We start from the raw sequence: 17107 nt of genomic DNA on the forward strand, positions 1-17107 counted from the left end.
AGCAGCATGAATACGACCATGCCTTGTGCCGAGGGTGCCGCCGCTGCCACGCGGTCCGTCAGGAAGCGCTACGACAGGAAAAAATGGGCGCCGTACATTTTCATCAGCCCCTTCTTCATCCTGTTCGCCGTTTTCAGCCTGTTCCCGCTGCTGTTCTCTATCTATTTGTCGTTCAACCAATGGGAAGCTGCCAGCGGCGTGGAAGCCATGCAGTGGGTGGGACTGGATAACTACAAATATGCCCTGAGCGATCCGTGGTTTTTGCGCTCGCTGGGCAACACCTTGTGGCTGGCGCTGGCCTCTGGCGTGCCGCAGCATCTGGTAGCCATTCCGCTGGCGGCCTTCATCCACAACAGCTTCAAGCGCTCGCGCAACCTGGTGATCGGCATTTACTTTTTACCGTTCATCACGTCCAGCGTGGCTATCGCCATGGTCTTCAATACCCTGTTCTCGCGCGACTATGGCCAGATCAATGTGCTGATTCAATGGTGCGCCAGCCTGCCGCTGGTCGGCGCCCTGTTCCCCGCTGAGTCGATTGACTGGTTGGGCAGCTCTCTGTTCATCAAGCCGGCCGTCGCCTTCGTCATCTTCTGGCGCTACCTGGGCTGGAACCTGGTGTTGTATCTGTCGGCGCTGCAGGTGATCCCCAAGGATCTGTATGAAGCGGCGACCATCGATGGCGCCTCGAAGCGCCAGCAATTCTGGTACATCACCTTGCCACAGCTGCGCCCCATGATCTACCTGGCCGTCACGCTCACCATCATGGGCAATTTGCAGCTGTTCGAGGAGCCGTTCGTGCTGGTGGCCGAGTCGAGTGGCGTGAGCCAATCGGTGATGACGACGGCCATCTTCGTCTACAAGACGGCGTTTTCCTCGGGCGACTTCGGCACGGCGTCGGCCATTTCCTGGCTGCTGTTCCTGATTATCGCCAGCACCACCTGGGCGAATAACCGCATCTTCAGCCGCAATGAACGTAATGAACGCAAGGAGGCCAAATGAACACCACGCGCTGGACGGCTTACACCATGGTGGCCATCGGCGCCCTGATCATGGTCGCGCCGTTCTACTTCATGTTCGTCTTCGCCACGCACACGAGCGCGGAGATCTACAGCCTGCCGCCGCCGCGCTGGTTCGGCACGGCCCTGCTGCACAACCTGGAACTGCTGCAGGAACGCCTGCCGTTCTGGCGCAATATCGGCATCAGTCTGTACGTGGCGCTGATGACGACTGCGCTCACCCTGTTCTTTTGTTCGCTGGGCGGCTACGCCTTTGCCATGTACGAGTTCCGCTTCAAGCGGCCCCTGTTCACCCTGGTGATGGCGTCGATGATCATCCCGTCCTTCATGAACATGATTCCGACCTTCATGCTGATGGATTTCCTCGGCTGGCTGGACCAGCCGCGCGCCCTGTACGTGCCGGGAGCGGCCGGCGCGCTGGGTATCTTCCTGATGCGCCAGTACATCGGCACGGCGATACCAAGGGACCTGATCGAGGCGGCGCGCATCGACGGCTGCGGTGAATTTGCGATCTACTGGCGTGTCGTGCTGCCGCTGATCGGCCCTGCCATGGGCACCCTGGGCCTGATCACCTTCATCAATTCCTGGAACAATTTCATTACGCCGCTGGTCGTCATGCGCTCGGTCGAGAACTACACGATCCCGCTGGCCCTGCGCAGCATGCAGGCGCCGAACAACACGGAGTGGGGCGCGCTGATGACGGGCGCCGCCATCGCCGTACTGCCGCTGCTGCTGATGTTTTTTGTCGCCTCGAAGCGCCTGATCGAGGGCCTTACGCAAGGCGCCGTCAAAGGCTAGAACTCTCTTAACCACTCACACTGACATGACCACCATGCATAACGACGACACCGATACCAACTTTCCCGCCACCTTCACCTGGGGAGTGGCCACCAGCGCCTACCAGATCGAGGGCGCCGCCGCCATCGACGGCCGCGGCCCGTCCATCTGGGATACCTTCAGCCATGCTGATGGCAAGATCATCGACGGCAGCAATGGCGACGTGGCCTGCGACCATTACCACCGCTACTTTGATGACGTGGAGCTGATCGCCAGCCTGGGCGTGAACGCCTACCGTTTTTCCATGTCCTGGTCGAGGGTGCAACCGGCCGGCTCGGGCGCCTGGAACGAGGCGGGCTTCGATTTCTATGCGCGCCTGCTCGATGCCCTGGCTGCCAAGGGACTCGATGCCCATCTGACCCTGTACCACTGGGACTTGCCGCAAGCCTTGCAGGACGAGGGCGGCTGGCTCAATCGCGCCACCTGCTATCACTTCGCCGCCTACGCGGCCGAGGTGGCGCGCCGCTTCGGCCACAAGGTCGTCAGCATCGCCACGCACAATGAACCGTGGTGCACGGCCGTGCTGGGCCACGGCACGGGCCAGTTCGCCCCCGGCATGGCCGACCCGGCCGCCGCCGTGCAAGTGTCGCACCATCTGCTGCTGTCGCACGGCCTGGCCATGCAAGCCATGCGCGCCGTCAATCCACCCGCCAAGCTGGGCATCGTGCTCAATCAATGGACGGCCACGCCGGCCACTGACAGCGCCCAGGACCGGGAGCTGGCCGAACTCGAATATGCGCGCTCGGTGCAGTGGTATATGGACGCCATCTTCAAGGGCCGCTACCCGGCGCTGGCCCTGAAACACGTCGACGCTTCTGCTTTAGCTATCTTTGAAAACGATTTCACAGATATTAAACAGCCCATCGATTTCCTCGGCGTGAATTACTACACGCGCGCTTACATGAGCGCCGAAACGCCGCCGCGCAAGCCTGAATGCAAGCTCGGCGTCAACGACATGGGTTGGGAAACCTATCCGCAGGGCTTGACGGAGCTGCTGGTGGGGCTGCACCGCGAATACCGTCTGCCGCCCGTCTACATCACGGAAAACGGCATGGCCGTGGCTGACAAGCCCGTTGACGGCAAGATCAATGACCAGGCGCGCATCGAGTACGTGCAGCTGCACCTCGATGCCCTGCGCGCCGTGATCGCACAGGGTATCGACGTGCGCGGCTATTTCTACTGGAGCCTGATGGATAACTTCGAGTGGAATTCTGGCTATGCCAAGCGTTTCGGCATGCTGTATGTCGATTACGCCACGCAGCAGCGCAGCTTCAAGGACAGCGCCCTCTGGTACCGCGACTTCATCGCCGCGCAGCGCGCGTCCCACGCTGCCGTCCTGGTCGGGGAGCATTGAGATGGCTGCCATTTCGCTACGCGGCATCCGCAAGACCTACGGCGACGGCCCGGAAATCGTCAAGGGCCTGGACCTCGATATCCACGACGGTGAATTCATGGTTTTCGTCGGACCATCCGGCTGCGGCAAGTCGACCCTGCTGCGCATGATCGCGGGACTCGAAGACATCAGCGCGGGCCAGCTGCACATCGGCGACTTGCTGGCCAACGACGTGGCGCCGGCCGAGCGGGGCATCGCCATGGTCTTCCAGAGCTACGCGCTGTATCCACACATGACGGCGCGCGAGAACATGGGCTTTGCCCTCAAATTGGCAGGCAAGCCGGAAGCCGAAGTGCGCGCGGCAGTGGGCAAGGTGGCGGAGATCCTGCAGATCACGCACCTGCTTGACCGCAAACCCAAGGCCCTGTCCGGCGGCGAGCGCCAGCGCGTTGCCATCGGCCGCTCCATCGTGCGCCAGCCCAAGGTGTTTTTGTTTGACGAGCCGCTGTCCAACCTCGACGCGTCGCTGCGCGTGCAGACGCGCATCGAGCTGGCCAAGCTGCACCAGGAACTGGGCACCACCATGATTTACGTGACGCATGACCAGGTCGAGGCCATGACCCTGGGGGACAGGGTGGCCGTCTTCCACGGCGGCCACCTGGAGCAGGTGGGGGCGCCCCTGGACCTGTACCGCCACCCGGCGAGCCAGTTCGTGGCTGGCTTCATCGGTGCGCTGCGCATGAATTTTTTGCCGTGCGCGGCCGTGCCGGCCCTGGCCAGCCAGATCGGTGGCGAGGCCGGCATGCTGGTCGGCATACGTCCCGAGCACCTGCGCCTGGTGCCGCGCAATGAGGGCTACGGCGCCACCGTCACCCTGATCGAGCAGCTGGGCGATGCGCAGATCATCCACGCAACGCTTGACGGCAGCATCGATGGCGACAGGCATGCGGTGGCCATCAAGCTGCATGGCGAGGCGCGCCACGCGCTGGCGCAGGGCAGCGCCATCGGCTTCGCGCCGGAAGAGGGCCATGCCTTTCTGTTTGACACGGCCGGGCGCGCCGTGGCGACCCATTGAACCCGCACGGAGGCGACATGACTTCAGATTGACACCCAAAAAATGTGCAGCAATAGCCAAAGAGCTATGTGATCATCATTCAACCAGCGGTACAGGAGACAACAACAATGCAACAGCTTAAACGCAATACCATCGCCCTCAGCCTGGCGCATGCGACCTTCGCCCAGTTCATCTTGCTGGGCAGCGGCGCCGCGCTGGCACAGGAGGCGTCCAGCACCACGGCAGCCACGGACGTGGCAAAACCGGCCGCCGAGCAGATGGACCGCATCGTCGTCACGGCCACGCGCCGCAACACTTTCGTGCAGGAGACGCCGCTGGCCGTCACTGCCTTCAACCAGGACACCCTGCAAAACAATCAGGTCAAGGATCTGGCCTCGCTGGCCACCATGGTGCCCAGCCTGGTTGTCGAGCAACATGGCGATTCGGGCGGCGTGCACGTCTACATGCGCGGCGTCGGGTCGGCCAACCACACGGAGCTGGGCGACCCGGCCGTCGCCTTTTATGTCGATGGTGTGTACTCGCCGCGCCCTCAGGGCGCCACAGCGCTCATGTATGACCTGTCCCACGTCGAGGTGGCGCGCGGACCGCAGGGCACGCTGAACGGCCGCAATTCGACGGCAGGCGCCGTCAACCTCGTGTCGGCCGCGCCAAGCACGGCCAAGTTCATGGGTTCGGCCGGCATCACCGTGGGCGATTACCGTCATTTGCAGACGCAGGGCATGTTGAATATCCCGTTTTCCGACGACGTGGCGCTGCGCATCGCCGCCATCAAGGATAGCCACGACGGCACGGTGGACTTCCGCCGCGGCTCGAACGTCATGCCTGGCACGGCCAAGTATGGCGCAGGCGACCAGATGGGCGTGCGCGCCTCACTGCTGTGGAAAATCACGCCGCAGCTGCGCGGCACCTTCATCGCCGACTACTTCCTGGACCAGGGCGCTGGCAACGTCTACCTGGCGGCCGAGCCGAAAGGGGGCGAGAAGCTGCGTTCGGCCCTGATCGACACGCCGGGCACCCTGGACCAGTCGATTTTGACCTACAAGGGCAAGCTCAATTACAAGCCGACGGAGGCGCTTGACTTTACTTACCTGGGCAGCTGGAGCCGCTACAAGCGCCAGAACAGCAACGATGCCGATGCGGGCCTGTTCCCCGGCTTCAAATCGGAAAACCGCACCGACTGGGCGCAGTTCGACAGCTATTCGCACGAGCTGCAGGCCCGTTCTGACGACGATGCGCCATTCCAGTGGGTGGCCGGCCTGTTCCTCTTCAATGAAAAGAACAAGGTGCGCTTCGATATCGACCGCAGCCAGATTTCGCAGGCGGCCGTGCAGCAGGATATCGCCAACGGCGCCGTGATTTTCGTGCAGCCCACCGTGGGCCAGTATGCCTCGGCCATGTCCTTCATCCAGGGCGACCGCCAGCTCAAATCGAAAGCCGTGTTTGGCCAGGTCAGCCAGCAAGTGACCGATACGCTCAAGCTGACGGCCGGCGCGCGCTACACAAAAGACCATAAATTCGATATCGGCGGCAAGAACTGGGCCTGCCCGAACTGGCCCGCGAACACGCCGCTGGGCACCACCGTGCTCACCCCGGACCAGATGGCGCAGCTTGTCACGCCCGGCACGGGCTTGGCCAACACGCATAATATCGGGCCCGGTGGTGCTATCACGGCGGCCAGCTGCGGCAATACGCCTGGCGACAATACGGCCGACCTGAAATACGGCCAGGCCACCTGGCTGGGCCGCATCGAGTACAAGCTGCGCTCCGATATCTTGCTGTTCGGTTCCGTGACGACGGGCTTCCATTCGCCGGCCATCGGCGACGGCGGCGCCACCACCAAGCCGGAAAAGCTGACCAGCTATGAAATCGGTTTCAAGTCGGACTTGCTGAATCGCCAGCTGACCCTGAACCTCGATGCTTTCCTGATGAAATACAAGGACAAGCTCGAATCGCAGGTGGTCAACAGCGTGCTGGCCAATTTCAATGCGGCCGGCGCCACTGTCAAGGGGCTGGAAGCGGAGTGGGTGTGGCGGCCAACGTCGGTCGACCGCCTGACGGGCAACGCCACCTGGCTCAAGGCCGTATACGATAATTTCATGTCGTGCGACGTCGACGCGGCACGCGCGAATGGCCAGTCCTGCGGTTCGACGGCGCCTTTGGTGAACGTGGGCGGCAGCACGATGAAGCATGCGCCGAAGTTTTCCACGACCGTCCAGTACGAGCATGATTTCAATGTCGCCGGTGGCCAGCTCACGCCGCGCGCCTCGGTGCACTATGAAACCATGTCGTACGTGGGGGCGGGAGCCTTCAACGGCGACGTGCCAGGCCATGCGGGTGTCAAGCGCCAGGAAGCCTACACCACCCTGGACCTGAGCCTGCGCTTCCAGCCGGCCAGCAAGGCCTATACGGTGGAAGCGTTCGTGCAGAATGCCACGGACAAGGCGGTCAAGCTGGACGTCAATGAAATTTGCACGGACGTGGGTATGCCATGCCAGCCTACCCAGCAGATCTACGGCGCCTTCTACAATGCGCCGCGCACGGTAGGCGCGCGCGTGTCGATGAAGTTCTGATGGCGTAGCGACAGAGTAGTAGCAGTAGCAGTCCACTCAGTAGGGCAGGTGTTGGGCCGGGGAGTTTCCCCGGCCTTTTTTACTCTAACGCTTATTCCAAGGTGGCCTGCACGCTGGCGATGCCGATCTGCGCGCTGCCTTCGGCCAGGCGCACATTGACATTCTGGCGCGCCTGCAGCTGTGCCGGCGAGCGCACGATGGCGCCCTTTTCGTCGCGCAGGATGGCGTAGCCGCGTGCCAAAGTGCGCTGGGGATTCAATAGTTCCAGCTGAGCCGACAGGCCGTCGAGGCGGTGGCGCCGCTGCGTCACCAGCTGCGCCATGGCCGCGCTGCCGCGGCGCTGTGCTTCCAGCAGGCGCGCGCGCGGTGCCGTGACGTCGGGGCGCAAGGCCGCCCAGCGCGAACGCAGGCGCTCAAGCGCATACCGCGACTGGTTCACGGGCGCGCGCGCCGCATGCGTCATGGCTGTCGACAGGGCCAGTAGCTGCAAGCGCTGCTGCTGCAACTGCGCCTTCGGGTTGAGCAGGCGGCGGCTATGGCGGTCCAGGGTCTGCGCGGCATCGTCGAGGCTACGGCGCATGGCGCGGCGCAGGTCGGCCGCATCGGCACGCAAGGAGGCCATCCAGTCGGCGCGCGGCGTGGCCGCCAGTTCGGCTGCCGCCGTCGGCGTGGCGGCGCGCAGGTCGGCCGCGAAGTCGGCGATGGTGAAATCGGTCTCGTGTCCCACGCCGCTGATCACGGGCATGGAGCAATCGGCGATCGCGTATGCCACGGCTTCATCGTTGAACGACCATAAATCCTCAATGCTGCCGCCACCACGGCACACCAGCAGTACGTCGCACTCGGCCCGCAGCGACGCGGTGCGGATGGCGTGCGCGATTTTTTCCGGTGCCTGCTGTCCCTGCACGGGCGTGGGGTAAAGAATGATGTTGATGTGCGGTGCGCGGCGCTTGAGGGCGATCAAGACGTCGCGCAGGGCTGCCGCCTGCGCACTGGTGACGATGCCGATGCTGCGCGCGAACATGGGAATGGCGCGCTTGCGCTCCTGGTCGAACAGGCCCTGCGCAGCAAGCTTTTCCTTCAGTCGCTGGAACGCTTCATACAGGGCGCCCACGCCGGCGCGGCGGATGGCTTCCACGTTGATCTGGTAATCGCCGCGCGCACCATACAGGGTGACGAGGGCGCGCACTTCGACCTTGTCGCCTTCGCGCGGCGTGAATCCCGCGTATTGCGCGCGACCGCGGAACATCACGGCGCGCACCTGGGCGCCATCGTCTTTCAAGGTGAAGTACCAGTGGCCGGAGGCGGCGCGCGTGAAGTTGGAAATCTCGCCGGCGATCCAGGTCAAGGGGAAGCTGCGTTCCAGCAGGCGCGCGACGGCCTGGTTCAGGGCGCTGACGGTCAGCACGGGTGGGGCGGCAAAGCCGCTGTCAGTGGGGGTGTCGGTCATCATGAAGCGGGAGAGGGAAGGGAGCTGTCCACATATTATCGGCGAGGTCATGCTTATGTCATATATCGCGCAAAACAACAAGTTCTATTTCTAAGTAATTGATTTCATGCAGAATTCCTATATGCCTGATTTGCGTGCACAGGAAAAAAAACCTTTAATATCAAGCACATCAGTGTACCCCCTGCCACTTACGCACAAAGTTATCCACAGAAAGTGTGCGGAACTTTTTGCCTTGGACAAATGTTGCAGGACAGGCCCGCCAATTGCCGATAAGTTGCCTTGCTACATTTTTGCGCACGGAAATAAAGTCCATATGAATCAATAGCTTAGTATGCCATGCATGGCCTTGCGCACAATCTTATCCACAAAAAATGTGCAGAACTCTCGCGCAGCGCCTGATTTATCCACTGGAGCGCCCATGGCATGGCTTGCCTGAATTTTGCGCAGCATAAAAATATACATATAAATCAATAACATAGAATAAAGTTGCATGCCTTGCTCACAATCTTATCCACAGAATGTGTGCAAAACTGCATAAATCATTTCGCCTTTTATCCAGGTTTTTCACCGCGCGGCCACCCCTTCGTGCTGCGCAATTTTTAAGCATCAAGAAAAACTCCTTTAAAATCAATGCTCTTGTGAGGAGTTGATCCGCTTGCTCACAATCTTATCCACACTTTATGTGCGGAACTACGCTGGCGGTGGAAAAGTGCCGTTCGACGACTTTTTTTTGCATGAAAACCCCTGCTTTTTACATCTTGCTACATTTTTATGCAGGGCAATAAAAACGATATAAATCAATGTACTTGGCGCCTATTCTTGCGCTTGCGCACAATCTTGTCCACAGATTGTGTGCAGAACTTTGACCGTGTAGTTGGTGCTTGTGTCGGGCTGGCTGCCACTTTTTTGCGCATTGATTTAATTTCCTTTGAAATCAATGACTTAATTCAATTCCTCGGCTTTGCGCACAATCTTGTCCACAGTAAATGTGCAGAACTCTTCAAGTATTAATTTATTGACATTGACTACTGTCGATAAGCTGCTATGCCTGTATTTTACGCAGTAGCATAATCTTCATGTAAATCAATGACTTGCGTGTTGGACTTCATGCTTGCTCACAATCTTATCCACACAAAGTGTGCAGAACTGTGTGCCGGTGGTGCCGGCCCGCCGTGCGGTGTGGACAGGTACGCATGCAGGCGCCACTTGCCGCCGGCGCGGCAACGCGCTACATTGCGCCATTCCTGCGCCGACATACAATCGGACTCCGGCGCTCGGTACAATACAGGCTGTCCGGGCGCTCCATCGCCTTCCCTTTACCAGGAGTTTCTTTTGCTCGCTATATTTCAAGCCGCCGGCTGGCCCATCTGGCTGTTGTTGATCGCTTCCATCGTCGCCCTGGCCCTGATCATCGAGCGCCTGCTGTACTTGCGACGTGGCAAGATCCTGCCCCGCAAGCTGTTCGATGAAGTGGTGCAGGTGTATCGCAGCGGCAAGATCACGCCGGACACGGTGACCAAGCTGGAAGACAATTCGCCGCTGGGCGTGGTGCTGGCCGCCGCCCTGCGCAACGTCGATGCGCCGCGCGATGTGATGAAGGAATCGATCGAAGAAGCCGGTAGCGGCGTGGCCCACGTGCTGGAACGCTACCTGACGACCCTGGGCACCATCGCCACCCTGGCTCCACTGATGGGCCTGTTTGGTACGGTGGTGGGCATGATCGAAATCTTCGGTTCGCAAAACGCCAGCGGTTCGAATCCCGCACAATTGGCCCACGGCATCTCGGTGGCCTTGTATAACACAGGCTTCGGCTTGGCCATCGCCATGCCAGCCCTGATCTTCTACCGCCACTTCCGCGCCCTCGTCGACAGTTTCGTCATTGATATGGAGCAGCAAGCGGTCAAGTTCGTCGACATCGTCCATAGTGGCCGCCAATGAACTTCCGCAAAGGCAAGGGGCGCGAAGACCCCGAAATCAATCTGATCCCGTTCATCGACGTGCTGCTGGTGATCCTGATCTTCCTCATGGTCAGCACCACCTACAGCAAATTTACGGAGTTGCAGATCACCTTGCCGACGGCCGATGCCGAGCAAGCCAAGGACAAGCCGCAGCAGATCGACGTCACCATCGATGCCAAGGGCAACTACACGGTCAACCGCGAACCGGTCTCCTTCCGCGACGTGGCCGGTCTGGCCGATGCCCTGCAAAACGCGGCGAAGGCCGCCAACGGCGGCAAGGCGCCCGCGCAGACGCCCGTGGTGGTGGTCAACGCCGACCAGTTTGCCATGCACCAGATGGTCATCCACGTGATGGAAGCGGCGCGCCTGGCCGGTTATGAAAAGCTGACGTTTGCGGCGCAGGCTGGCGGCAGCAAATAAGCAGGCGGCATCGGCCTGTAGGTCGGCTTAGCCGGCACGGCGTAAGCCGACAAAGCCGCCGCCTAGCATGTCGGATTACGCTGCGCCTGACGGCGCAGCTAATCCGACCTACACTATTTTTACGTCTTCCTTCATGCCCACATCCTCCCCCGCCAAGCTTGAAACCACATTGACCCGCGCCTGGCTGACGCGTGGCCCGCTGGCGTACGCGCTGTGGCCCGTGTCCTTGCTGTTCGGCGCCCTGAGCGCCGTGCGGCGCGGCCTGTACCGGGCAAACATCCTGAAATCCGCGCGCCTGCCCGTGCCCGTCGTCGTGGTTGGCAATATCTTTATTGGTGGCACTGGCAAGACCCCGCTGACGATCTGGCTGGTGCAAGCCTTGCGCGAGGCGGGCATGCGCCCGGGCGTCATTTCGCGCGGCCATGGCAGCGCCGACCGGCTGCCGCGCGCCGTCACCACGGCTTCCACGCCGCAGCAGGTGGGCGACGAGCCGCTGCTGATCTTCCAGCGCGGCGGCTGTCCCGTGATGGTGGGGCGCGACCGCGCGCAAGCGGGAAGGGCACTGCTGGCTGCGCACCCGGACGTCGACGTGCTGGTGACGGACGACGGCTTGCAGCATTACGCTTTGCGGCGCGACGTGGAAATTATGCTGTTCGACGGCCGTGGCGCCGGCAATGGCTGGCTGCTGCCGGCCGGCCCGCTGCGCGAATCGCTGCGCCGCCGGCGCGACGTGACGGTGATCAATGCGCCCGAACTGGGGCCGGCACTGGTGGCCAGGATCGCGCCACAGGGCGGGCTGGTGGTGCAGATGCTGCTGGCCGGTGGCGTGGCCGAACGCATGGTGAACCGCGGCGAAAGCATGCCGCTTGAAACCCTGGCAGCCAGCGGCCAGCGCATCGTGGCGGCGGCCGGTATCGGCAATCCCCGGCGTTTCTTTGCCATGCTGCGCGGGGCCGGATTGGACTTCATGGAACTGCCCTTGCCCGACCATCACGACTTCCTCGACCAGCCATTTGCGGCACTCGACACGGATGTGATCTTGATCACCGAGAAGGATGCAGTAAAATGTGCGCAAATTGAACATCTCAAAGATGACCCGAGACTGTGGGTCGTCCCCGTCAGTGCGCGCATCGATAGCGCGCTGGCCCAACAAATTGTGGAGAAATGTCGTGGACGCTCGACTGCTTGATATCCTGGTCTGCCCTGTTTGCAAGGGTCCGCTTGAACTCGACAAGAAGGCGCAGGAATTGATTTGCCGCGCCGACCGCCTCGCCTATCCTATCCGCGATGGCATCCCCATCATGTGGGCGGACGAAGCGCGCACCCTGCAAGACGCAGTGGAATAACGATGGCGTTCATCGTCATCATCCCGGCGCGCCTGGCCTCGACGCGCCTGCCGGGCAAGCCGCTGGCAGACCTGGGCGGCAAGCCGATGGTGGTGCGCGTAGCCGAGCAGGCAGCCCTGTCGGGCGCCGCGCGCGTCATCGTCGCCACCGACCATGACAGCATCCGTGCCGCCTGCGCCGCGCATGGCGTGGAAGTTTGCATGACGCGCGCCGACCATCCGTCGGGCACGGACCGCATCGCCGAAGTGGCGCGCACGCTCGATTTGCCGCTCGACGCCGTCGTCGTCAACCTGCAGGGCGACGAACCCCTGATCGATCCGTCCCTGCTTGCCGCCTGTGCGGCGCAGATCAGCGCCGCCGTCCCCATGGCCACCTGCGCCCATCCGCTGCACGACATCGCTGACGCTTTCAACCCGAATGTCGTCAAAGTGGTGCTGGACAAGAACGGCCGTGCCTTGTATTTCTCGCGTGCGACGATTCCGTGGCACCGCGATGGCTTCGCGCAGTCGAAAGACTGCTTGCCGCATGGCTACGTGCCGCTGCGCCATATCGGCCTGTATGCGTACAGCAATGCGTTCTTGCAAGAATATCCGCAATTGTCCCCATCGCCGCTGGAAGCGATCGAGGCGCTGGAGCAGTTGCGCGTGTTATGGCACGGTGTTGCCATCGCCGTGCACGTCACGGACTCGGCCCCGGCCGCCGGTGTCGACACGCCGGAAGATCTCGAACGCGTGCAGGCGCATTATCACGCCCTGTAAGCCCTACCCGCAAAACGGCAGGCGTGCAAATATAATTGTGCGCCTGCAGTAAAAACCACATTTTGTAACGTGCGCCGCGCTAATTGCTGGCTTTGATCAATCAGGGCATAGCAATTCGATAGCAAACTGGCGCTTCGGGGATTTTTTGTGGTAAGTTTCGTAGGGAAAGATAGCCATAGCAACATCATCTAAAAATAATTACACATACCACCATCCAAAATCTGTTTTTTAGGAACTTTTCAATGCGTCTGATACTTTTAGGAGCACCCGGTGCCGGCAAGGGCACCCAAGCTAACTTCATCAAAGAAAAATACAGCATTCCACAAATCTCCACGGGCGACATGCTGCGCGCGGCGATCAAGGAAGGCACGGAACTGGGCCTGGCAGCGAAAAAAGTCATGGATGCGGGCGGCCTCGTGTCGGACGACATCATGATCGGCCTGGTCAAGAACCGCCTGCAAGAAGCCGATTGCGCCAATGGCTACCTGTTCGACGGCTTCCCGCGCACCATCGCGCAAGCGGACGCCATGAAAGATGCCGGCATCAATGTCGACTACGTGCTGGAAATCGACGTGCCTGACGCATCGATCATCGAGCGCATGGACGGCCGTCGCAGCCACCCGGGTTCGGGCCGCGTCTACCACGTCAAATTCAATCCGCCCAAGGTCGACGGCATTGACGACATCACGGGCGAACCGCTGATCCAGCGCGACGACGACAAGGCGGAAACGGTCAAGAAGCGCCTGGACGTGTACCACAACCAGACCAAGGTCTTGCTCGGTTATTACAATGACTGGGCCAAGTCCGGTCTGCCAGGCGCGCCGAAATACCGCCGCATTGCCGGCGTCGGTCCGGTCGAGCAAATCCGCGACAGCGCATTTGCCGCCCTGGCGGATTAAGCAGTTTTTAAAAGCGGACCTGAGTGTCCGCTTTTTTTGTGCCCGCTTTTCGCCAGCGGTGCCGTGTCGTTTTCGTAGTTCAAGTTTTTTGCAGGTCGTGTTTTCCTGGCTGCGCGTGCCTACCCGGTGCGGTCTGCAGCTGTTGGCAATGGCGTCGGATAAAAACAGAAGGGGACGATATGGCAGCCAGTTTGTGGTTTGCAGTAGCCTGCGGCGTGGTCGCAGTCATTTACGGTTTGGTGTCGCGTAGCTGGATCCTGAGGCAGGATCCCGGCAACGCGCGCATGCAGGAAATCGCCCTGGCCATCCAGCAGGGCGCTGCCGCCTACCTGGCGCGCCAGTACCGCACCATCGCCATCGTCGGCGTGGTGCTGCTGATCGCCATCTATGCGCTGCTTGGCCTGCATACGGCGCTGGGCTTTTTGATCGGCGCCGTGTTGTCGGGCGCCTGCGGCTTCATCGGCATGAATGTCTCGGTGCGGGCCAATGTGCGCACGGCGCAGGCGGCCACGCTGGGCATCAACCAGGCGCTGAACGTGGCGTTCAAGGGCGGGGCGATTACCGGCATGCTGGTCGTTGGCCTGGGCTTGCTGGGCGTGACCCTGTTTTACTGGCTGCTGGTGACGACGGGCGCCCCCGGCCTGACCCAGCACGACTTGATCAAGCCTTTGATCGGCCTGGCCTTCGGCGCCTCGCTCATTTCCATCTTCGCGCGGCTGGGCGGCGGCATCTTCACCAAGGGCGCCGACGTGGGCGCGGACCTGGTGGGCAAGGTTGAGGCGGGCATCCCCGAGGACGACCCGCGCAACCCTGCCGTCATCGCCGACAACGTGGGCGACAACGTGGGCGATTGCGCCGGCATGGCGGCCGACCTGTTCGAAACCTATGTCGTGACCCTGATAGCCACCATGCTGCTGGGCGCACTGCTGATGGCCGAGGCCAGCAGCACGGCCATCATCTACCCGCTGCTGCTGGGCGCCGTTTCCATCCTCGCTTCCATCGTCGGCTGCTCGATGGTGAAGACCAGGCCGGGCGCGAAGATCATGTCAGCCCTGTACACGGGCCTGTGGTGGGCGGCTGGCCTCTCCTTGGTCGGCTTTGCCGTGGTGACGTGGCTGCTGTGGCCGGACGACGCCATGCGCTACAAGATGATGGGCGCCACCGTCGTCGGCATCGTGCTCACGGGCCTGATGGTGTACATCACCGAGTACTACACGGGCACGGATTTCAAGCCCGTGCGCCACATCGCCGAAGCGTCGACGACGGGCCACGGCACGAATATCATCGCCGGCCTGGGCGTGTCGATGAAGTCCACCGCCTATCCGGTGCTGGCCGTCTGCGTCGCCATCCTCGTCTCGTACCAGCTGGCCGGCTTGTACGGCATCGCCATTGCGGCCACTTCCATGTTGTCGATGGCGGGCATCATCGTCGCGCTCGACGCGTATGGCCCCATCACCGATAACGCGGGCGGCATCGCGGAAATGTCGGGCTTGCCCGATTCCGTGCGCGCCATCACCGATCCGCTCGATGCCGTGGGCAATACCACCAAGGCCGTCACCAAGGGCTATGCCATCGGCTCGGCCGGACTGGCCGCGCTGGTGCTGTTTGCCGACTACACGCATGCGCTCGAATCGGTGGGGCAGCACATTACGTTCGATCTGTCGAACCCCATGGTCATCGTCGGCCTGTTCATCGGCGGCCTGATTCCCTACCTGTTCGGCGCCATGGCGATGGAAGCCGTGGGCCGCGCGGCGGGCGCCGTGGTGGTCGAGGTGCGGCGCCAGTTCCGCGACATCAAGGGCATCATGGAGGGCACGGCCAAGCCGGAATACGACAAGGCGGTCGACATGCTGACGGCGTCGGCCATCCGTGAAATGATCGTGCCATCCCTGCTGCCCGTGGTGGTGCCCATCGTCGTGGGCATGCTGCTGGGGCCAGCGGCGCTCGGTGGCCTCTTGATGGGCACCATCGTGACGGGCCTGTTCGTGGCCATTTCCATGACCACGGGCGGCGGCGCCTGGGACAATGCGAAGAAATACATCGAGGATGGCCATTTCGGCGGCAAGGGTTCGGACGCGCACAAGGCGGCCGTCACGGGCGATACGGTGGGCGACCCGTACAAGGACACGGCGGGACCTGCCGTGAACCCCTTGATCAAGATCATCAATATCGTGGCCCTGCTGCTGGTGCCGCTGTTGCCAGCCACGGGCTGGCTGGCCGTCAAGGCGCCGGCGCCCATCCACGCACCCGTGCCGCCCATCCTGGCACCGGCGACACCCGTGCAAAGCTTGCCCGCGCAATAAGAGGGCGCCATCCTTGCAGCCCCGTGGCCCGCGCCGCGGGGCTGTTTGCGTTTTGTACCGGTGAAACTTTCCTGCCGTCCATATCCTCGCGTATCAAAGGTGAGCAATTGTTACGGCGCCTTTGCTTGTGCCCGCCCTCTGCCAATAATGGAGTGAGCTTTACAGTCTGGCATGGATGGCAGGAGGATGTCATGGATAGCAATAACACAGGCCGCTGGGCGTCGCTGGCGCTGGCAGCGGTAATGGGACTGGCGGTGGCGGGCGGCGCCTGGGCCGCTCCCGGCGGGCATGGTGGACATGCCGGCCATGGAGGGTTCCACGGCAGCCACGGCCATTTCCATGGCCGTTCGCACGTGGGCGTCTGGGTGGGATCGACGTGGGGTTACGGCTATGGGCCGGGCTGGTATGGCGACCCGTGGTATGGCTATCCCTACCGTTATCCGTATGGCCGCACGCTCATCGTGCAGCCGCCGCCCGTGTATATCGAGCAGGGCGGCGTACCGACGGCGCAGATGTGGTATTACTGCGCGCGGCCGCAGGGCTATTTTCCGTATGTGAAAAATTGCCTGACGCCATGGCGCGCAGTGACGCCCGTGGACGGACGCTGAGACGCGGGAGGCCGACATGAACAAGAACGTGTGGTGGAGGGTAGCGGCCATGCTGGCGCCCTTCTTGCTGACCGCCTGCACGGTGCTGCCGCAGGGGCCGTCAGCCATGGTCTTGCCCGGTACTGGCAAGAGTTTCGAACAGTTCCGCGGCGACGACTTGCAATGCCGCGGTTATGCGCAAGGCCAGTTGGGCGGTAGTTCGGCGCAGCAGGCCAGTGTCGACAGCGGCGTGCGCAGCGCGGCGCTGGGCACGGTGCTGGGTGCGGTGGCCGGTGCCGCCATCGATGGCGGCCATGGCGCCGGCGTGGGAGCGGGAACGGGTCTGCTGTTCGGCGCGCTGGCGGGCACGGGCGCTGCCGACAGTTCCTCGTATGGCATGCAGCGCCGCTACGATAATGCGTATCAGCAATGCATGTATGCGAGTGGCCACAAGGTACCTGTCGCCGGGCAGATGCTGAGCGGCGTGCCGGCAAATGCCGCAACGCCGCCGCCCGATACGCCGCCGCCCCGTTACTAGGCCTTAAAAACCAGGCC

16 protein-coding genes are annotated in these 17107 nt (G+C 62.1%); 14 read left to right on the top strand and 2 right to left on the bottom strand.

Annotated features, from left to right (window positions below):
• Positions 1-6 precede the first annotated feature (6 nt).
• The 5 genes from ACQ4WZ_RS20480 (at position 7) to ACQ4WZ_RS20500 (ending at position 6831) form a co-directional block, all read left to right on the top strand.
• Positions 7-999, top strand: coding sequence for a carbohydrate ABC transporter permease (locus ACQ4WZ_RS20480; RefSeq protein WP_436574375.1), 993 nt, complete (start codon positions 7-9; stop codon positions 997-999).
• Positions 996-1814: a carbohydrate ABC transporter permease gene (locus ACQ4WZ_RS20485; protein ID WP_101484286.1), complete on the top strand. Its 819-nt coding sequence runs from the start codon at positions 996-998 to the stop codon at positions 1812-1814. Before ACQ4WZ_RS20480 ends, ACQ4WZ_RS20485 begins: the two co-directional genes overlap by 4 nt.
• A 25-nt stretch (positions 1815-1839) precedes the next feature.
• Positions 1840-3207: a GH1 family beta-glucosidase gene (locus ACQ4WZ_RS20490; protein WP_436574376.1), complete on the top strand. Its 1368-nt coding sequence runs from the start codon at positions 1840-1842 to the stop codon at positions 3205-3207.
• Between the two features lies 1 nt (position 3208).
• Positions 3209-4261 carry an ABC transporter ATP-binding protein gene (locus ACQ4WZ_RS20495; RefSeq protein ID WP_101484288.1) on the top strand — a complete coding sequence of 351 codons (1053 nt, stop codon included), beginning with the start codon at positions 3209-3211 and terminating at the stop codon, positions 4259-4261.
• Between the two features lie 107 nt (positions 4262-4368).
• Positions 4369-6831, top strand: coding sequence for a TonB-dependent receptor (locus ACQ4WZ_RS20500; RefSeq protein ID WP_133993740.1), 2463 nt, complete (start codon positions 4369-4371; stop codon positions 6829-6831).
• 91 nt (positions 6832-6922) lie between these two features.
• Here ACQ4WZ_RS20500 and xseA read toward each other — a convergent pair whose 3' ends face one another.
• Together xseA and ACQ4WZ_RS20510 are read right to left on the bottom strand one after the other, a co-directional pair.
• Positions 6923-8284: an exodeoxyribonuclease VII large subunit gene (gene xseA / locus ACQ4WZ_RS20505; RefSeq protein WP_133993738.1), complete on the bottom strand. Its 1362-nt coding sequence runs from the start codon at positions 8282-8284 to the stop codon at positions 6923-6925.
• Between the two features lie 315 nt (positions 8285-8599).
• A complete protein-coding gene (locus ACQ4WZ_RS20510; RefSeq protein ID WP_436574377.1) occupies positions 8600-8773 on the bottom strand; it encodes a hypothetical protein in 174 nt (57 codons plus the stop codon).
• Between the two features lie 840 nt (positions 8774-9613).
• On the opposite strand from ACQ4WZ_RS20510, the gene ACQ4WZ_RS20515 reads away from it, so the two are divergent.
• The 9 genes from ACQ4WZ_RS20515 to ACQ4WZ_RS20555 all read left to right on the top strand — a co-directional run bounded on the left by ACQ4WZ_RS20515 (position 9614) and on the right by ACQ4WZ_RS20555 (position 17090).
• A complete protein-coding gene (locus ACQ4WZ_RS20515) occupies positions 9614-10219 on the top strand; it encodes a MotA/TolQ/ExbB proton channel family protein (RefSeq protein ID WP_101484292.1) in 606 nt (201 codons plus the stop codon).
• Positions 10216-10659 (top strand): ExbD/TolR family protein, encoded by a 444-nt coding sequence (locus ACQ4WZ_RS20520; protein ID WP_131687065.1) that lies wholly within the window; start codon positions 10216-10218, stop codon positions 10657-10659. The genes ACQ4WZ_RS20515 and ACQ4WZ_RS20520 overlap by 4 nt, the downstream gene beginning before the upstream one ends.
• A gap of 133 nt (positions 10660-10792) precedes the next feature.
• Positions 10793-11848 (top strand): tetraacyldisaccharide 4'-kinase, encoded by a 1056-nt coding sequence (gene lpxK / locus ACQ4WZ_RS20525; protein WP_436574378.1) that lies wholly within the window; start codon positions 10793-10795, stop codon positions 11846-11848.
• Positions 11829-12005 (top strand): Trm112 family protein, encoded by a 177-nt coding sequence (locus tag ACQ4WZ_RS20530; protein WP_101484295.1) that lies wholly within the window; start codon positions 11829-11831, stop codon positions 12003-12005. Before lpxK ends, ACQ4WZ_RS20530 begins: the two co-directional genes overlap by 20 nt.
• 2 nt (positions 12006-12007) lie before the next feature.
• On the top strand, positions 12008-12763 hold the full coding sequence (kdsB, locus tag ACQ4WZ_RS20535; protein ID WP_101484296.1) for a 3-deoxy-manno-octulosonate cytidylyltransferase: 756 nt from the start codon (positions 12008-12010) through the stop codon (positions 12761-12763).
• Positions 12764-13005: 242 nt separating this feature from the next.
• Complete coding sequence (gene adk / locus ACQ4WZ_RS20540) at positions 13006-13662, top strand: adenylate kinase (RefSeq protein WP_101484297.1); 657 nt, start codon at positions 13006-13008, stop codon at positions 13660-13662.
• 179 nt (positions 13663-13841) lie between these two features.
• Positions 13842-15965 (top strand): sodium-translocating pyrophosphatase, encoded by a 2124-nt coding sequence (locus ACQ4WZ_RS20545; protein ID WP_436574379.1) that lies wholly within the window; start codon positions 13842-13844, stop codon positions 15963-15965.
• A gap of 191 nt (positions 15966-16156) precedes the next feature.
• On the top strand, positions 16157-16573 hold the full coding sequence (locus ACQ4WZ_RS20550) for a hypothetical protein (RefSeq protein WP_436574380.1): 417 nt from the start codon (positions 16157-16159) through the stop codon (positions 16571-16573).
• A 16-nt stretch (positions 16574-16589) separates the two neighbouring features.
• Positions 16590-17090 (top strand): glycine zipper family protein, encoded by a 501-nt coding sequence (locus ACQ4WZ_RS20555; protein WP_436574381.1) that lies wholly within the window; start codon positions 16590-16592, stop codon positions 17088-17090.
• Positions 17091-17107 lie beyond the last annotated feature (17 nt).

It is taken from the genome of Janthinobacterium darwini (genome assembly GCF_051380905.1).
Lineage (GTDB): Bacteria > Pseudomonadota > Gammaproteobacteria > Burkholderiales > Burkholderiaceae_D > Janthinobacterium.

Coding starts and splice junctions, on each gene's coding strand:
- ACQ4WZ_RS20480 (WP_436574375.1), top strand. CDS start 7: ATGAATACGACCATGCCTTGTGCCGAGGGTGCCGCCGCTGCCACGCGG.
- ACQ4WZ_RS20485 (WP_101484286.1), top strand. CDS start 996: ATGAACACCACGCGCTGGACGGCTTACACCATGGTGGCCATCGGCGCC.
- ACQ4WZ_RS20490 (WP_436574376.1), top strand. CDS start 1,840: ATGACCACCATGCATAACGACGACACCGATACCAACTTTCCCGCCACC.
- ACQ4WZ_RS20495 (WP_101484288.1), top strand. CDS start 3,209: ATGGCTGCCATTTCGCTACGCGGCATCCGCAAGACCTACGGCGACGGC.
- ACQ4WZ_RS20500 (WP_133993740.1), top strand. CDS start 4,369: ATGCAACAGCTTAAACGCAATACCATCGCCCTCAGCCTGGCGCATGCG.
- xseA (WP_133993738.1), bottom strand. CDS start 8,284: ATGATGACCGACACCCCCACTGACAGCGGCTTTGCCGCCCCACCCGTG.
- ACQ4WZ_RS20510 (WP_436574377.1), bottom strand. CDS start 8,773: ATGCAACTTTATTCTATGTTATTGATTTATATGTATATTTTTATGCTG.
- ACQ4WZ_RS20520 (WP_131687065.1), top strand. CDS start 10,216: ATGAACTTCCGCAAAGGCAAGGGGCGCGAAGACCCCGAAATCAATCTG.
- lpxK (WP_436574378.1), top strand. CDS start 10,793: ATGCCCACATCCTCCCCCGCCAAGCTTGAAACCACATTGACCCGCGCC.
- kdsB (WP_101484296.1), top strand. CDS start 12,008: ATGGCGTTCATCGTCATCATCCCGGCGCGCCTGGCCTCGACGCGCCTG.
- adk (WP_101484297.1), top strand. CDS start 13,006: ATGCGTCTGATACTTTTAGGAGCACCCGGTGCCGGCAAGGGCACCCAA.
- ACQ4WZ_RS20545 (WP_436574379.1), top strand. CDS start 13,842: ATGGCAGCCAGTTTGTGGTTTGCAGTAGCCTGCGGCGTGGTCGCAGTC.
- ACQ4WZ_RS20550 (WP_436574380.1), top strand. CDS start 16,157: ATGGATAGCAATAACACAGGCCGCTGGGCGTCGCTGGCGCTGGCAGCG.
- ACQ4WZ_RS20555 (WP_436574381.1), top strand. CDS start 16,590: ATGAACAAGAACGTGTGGTGGAGGGTAGCGGCCATGCTGGCGCCCTTC.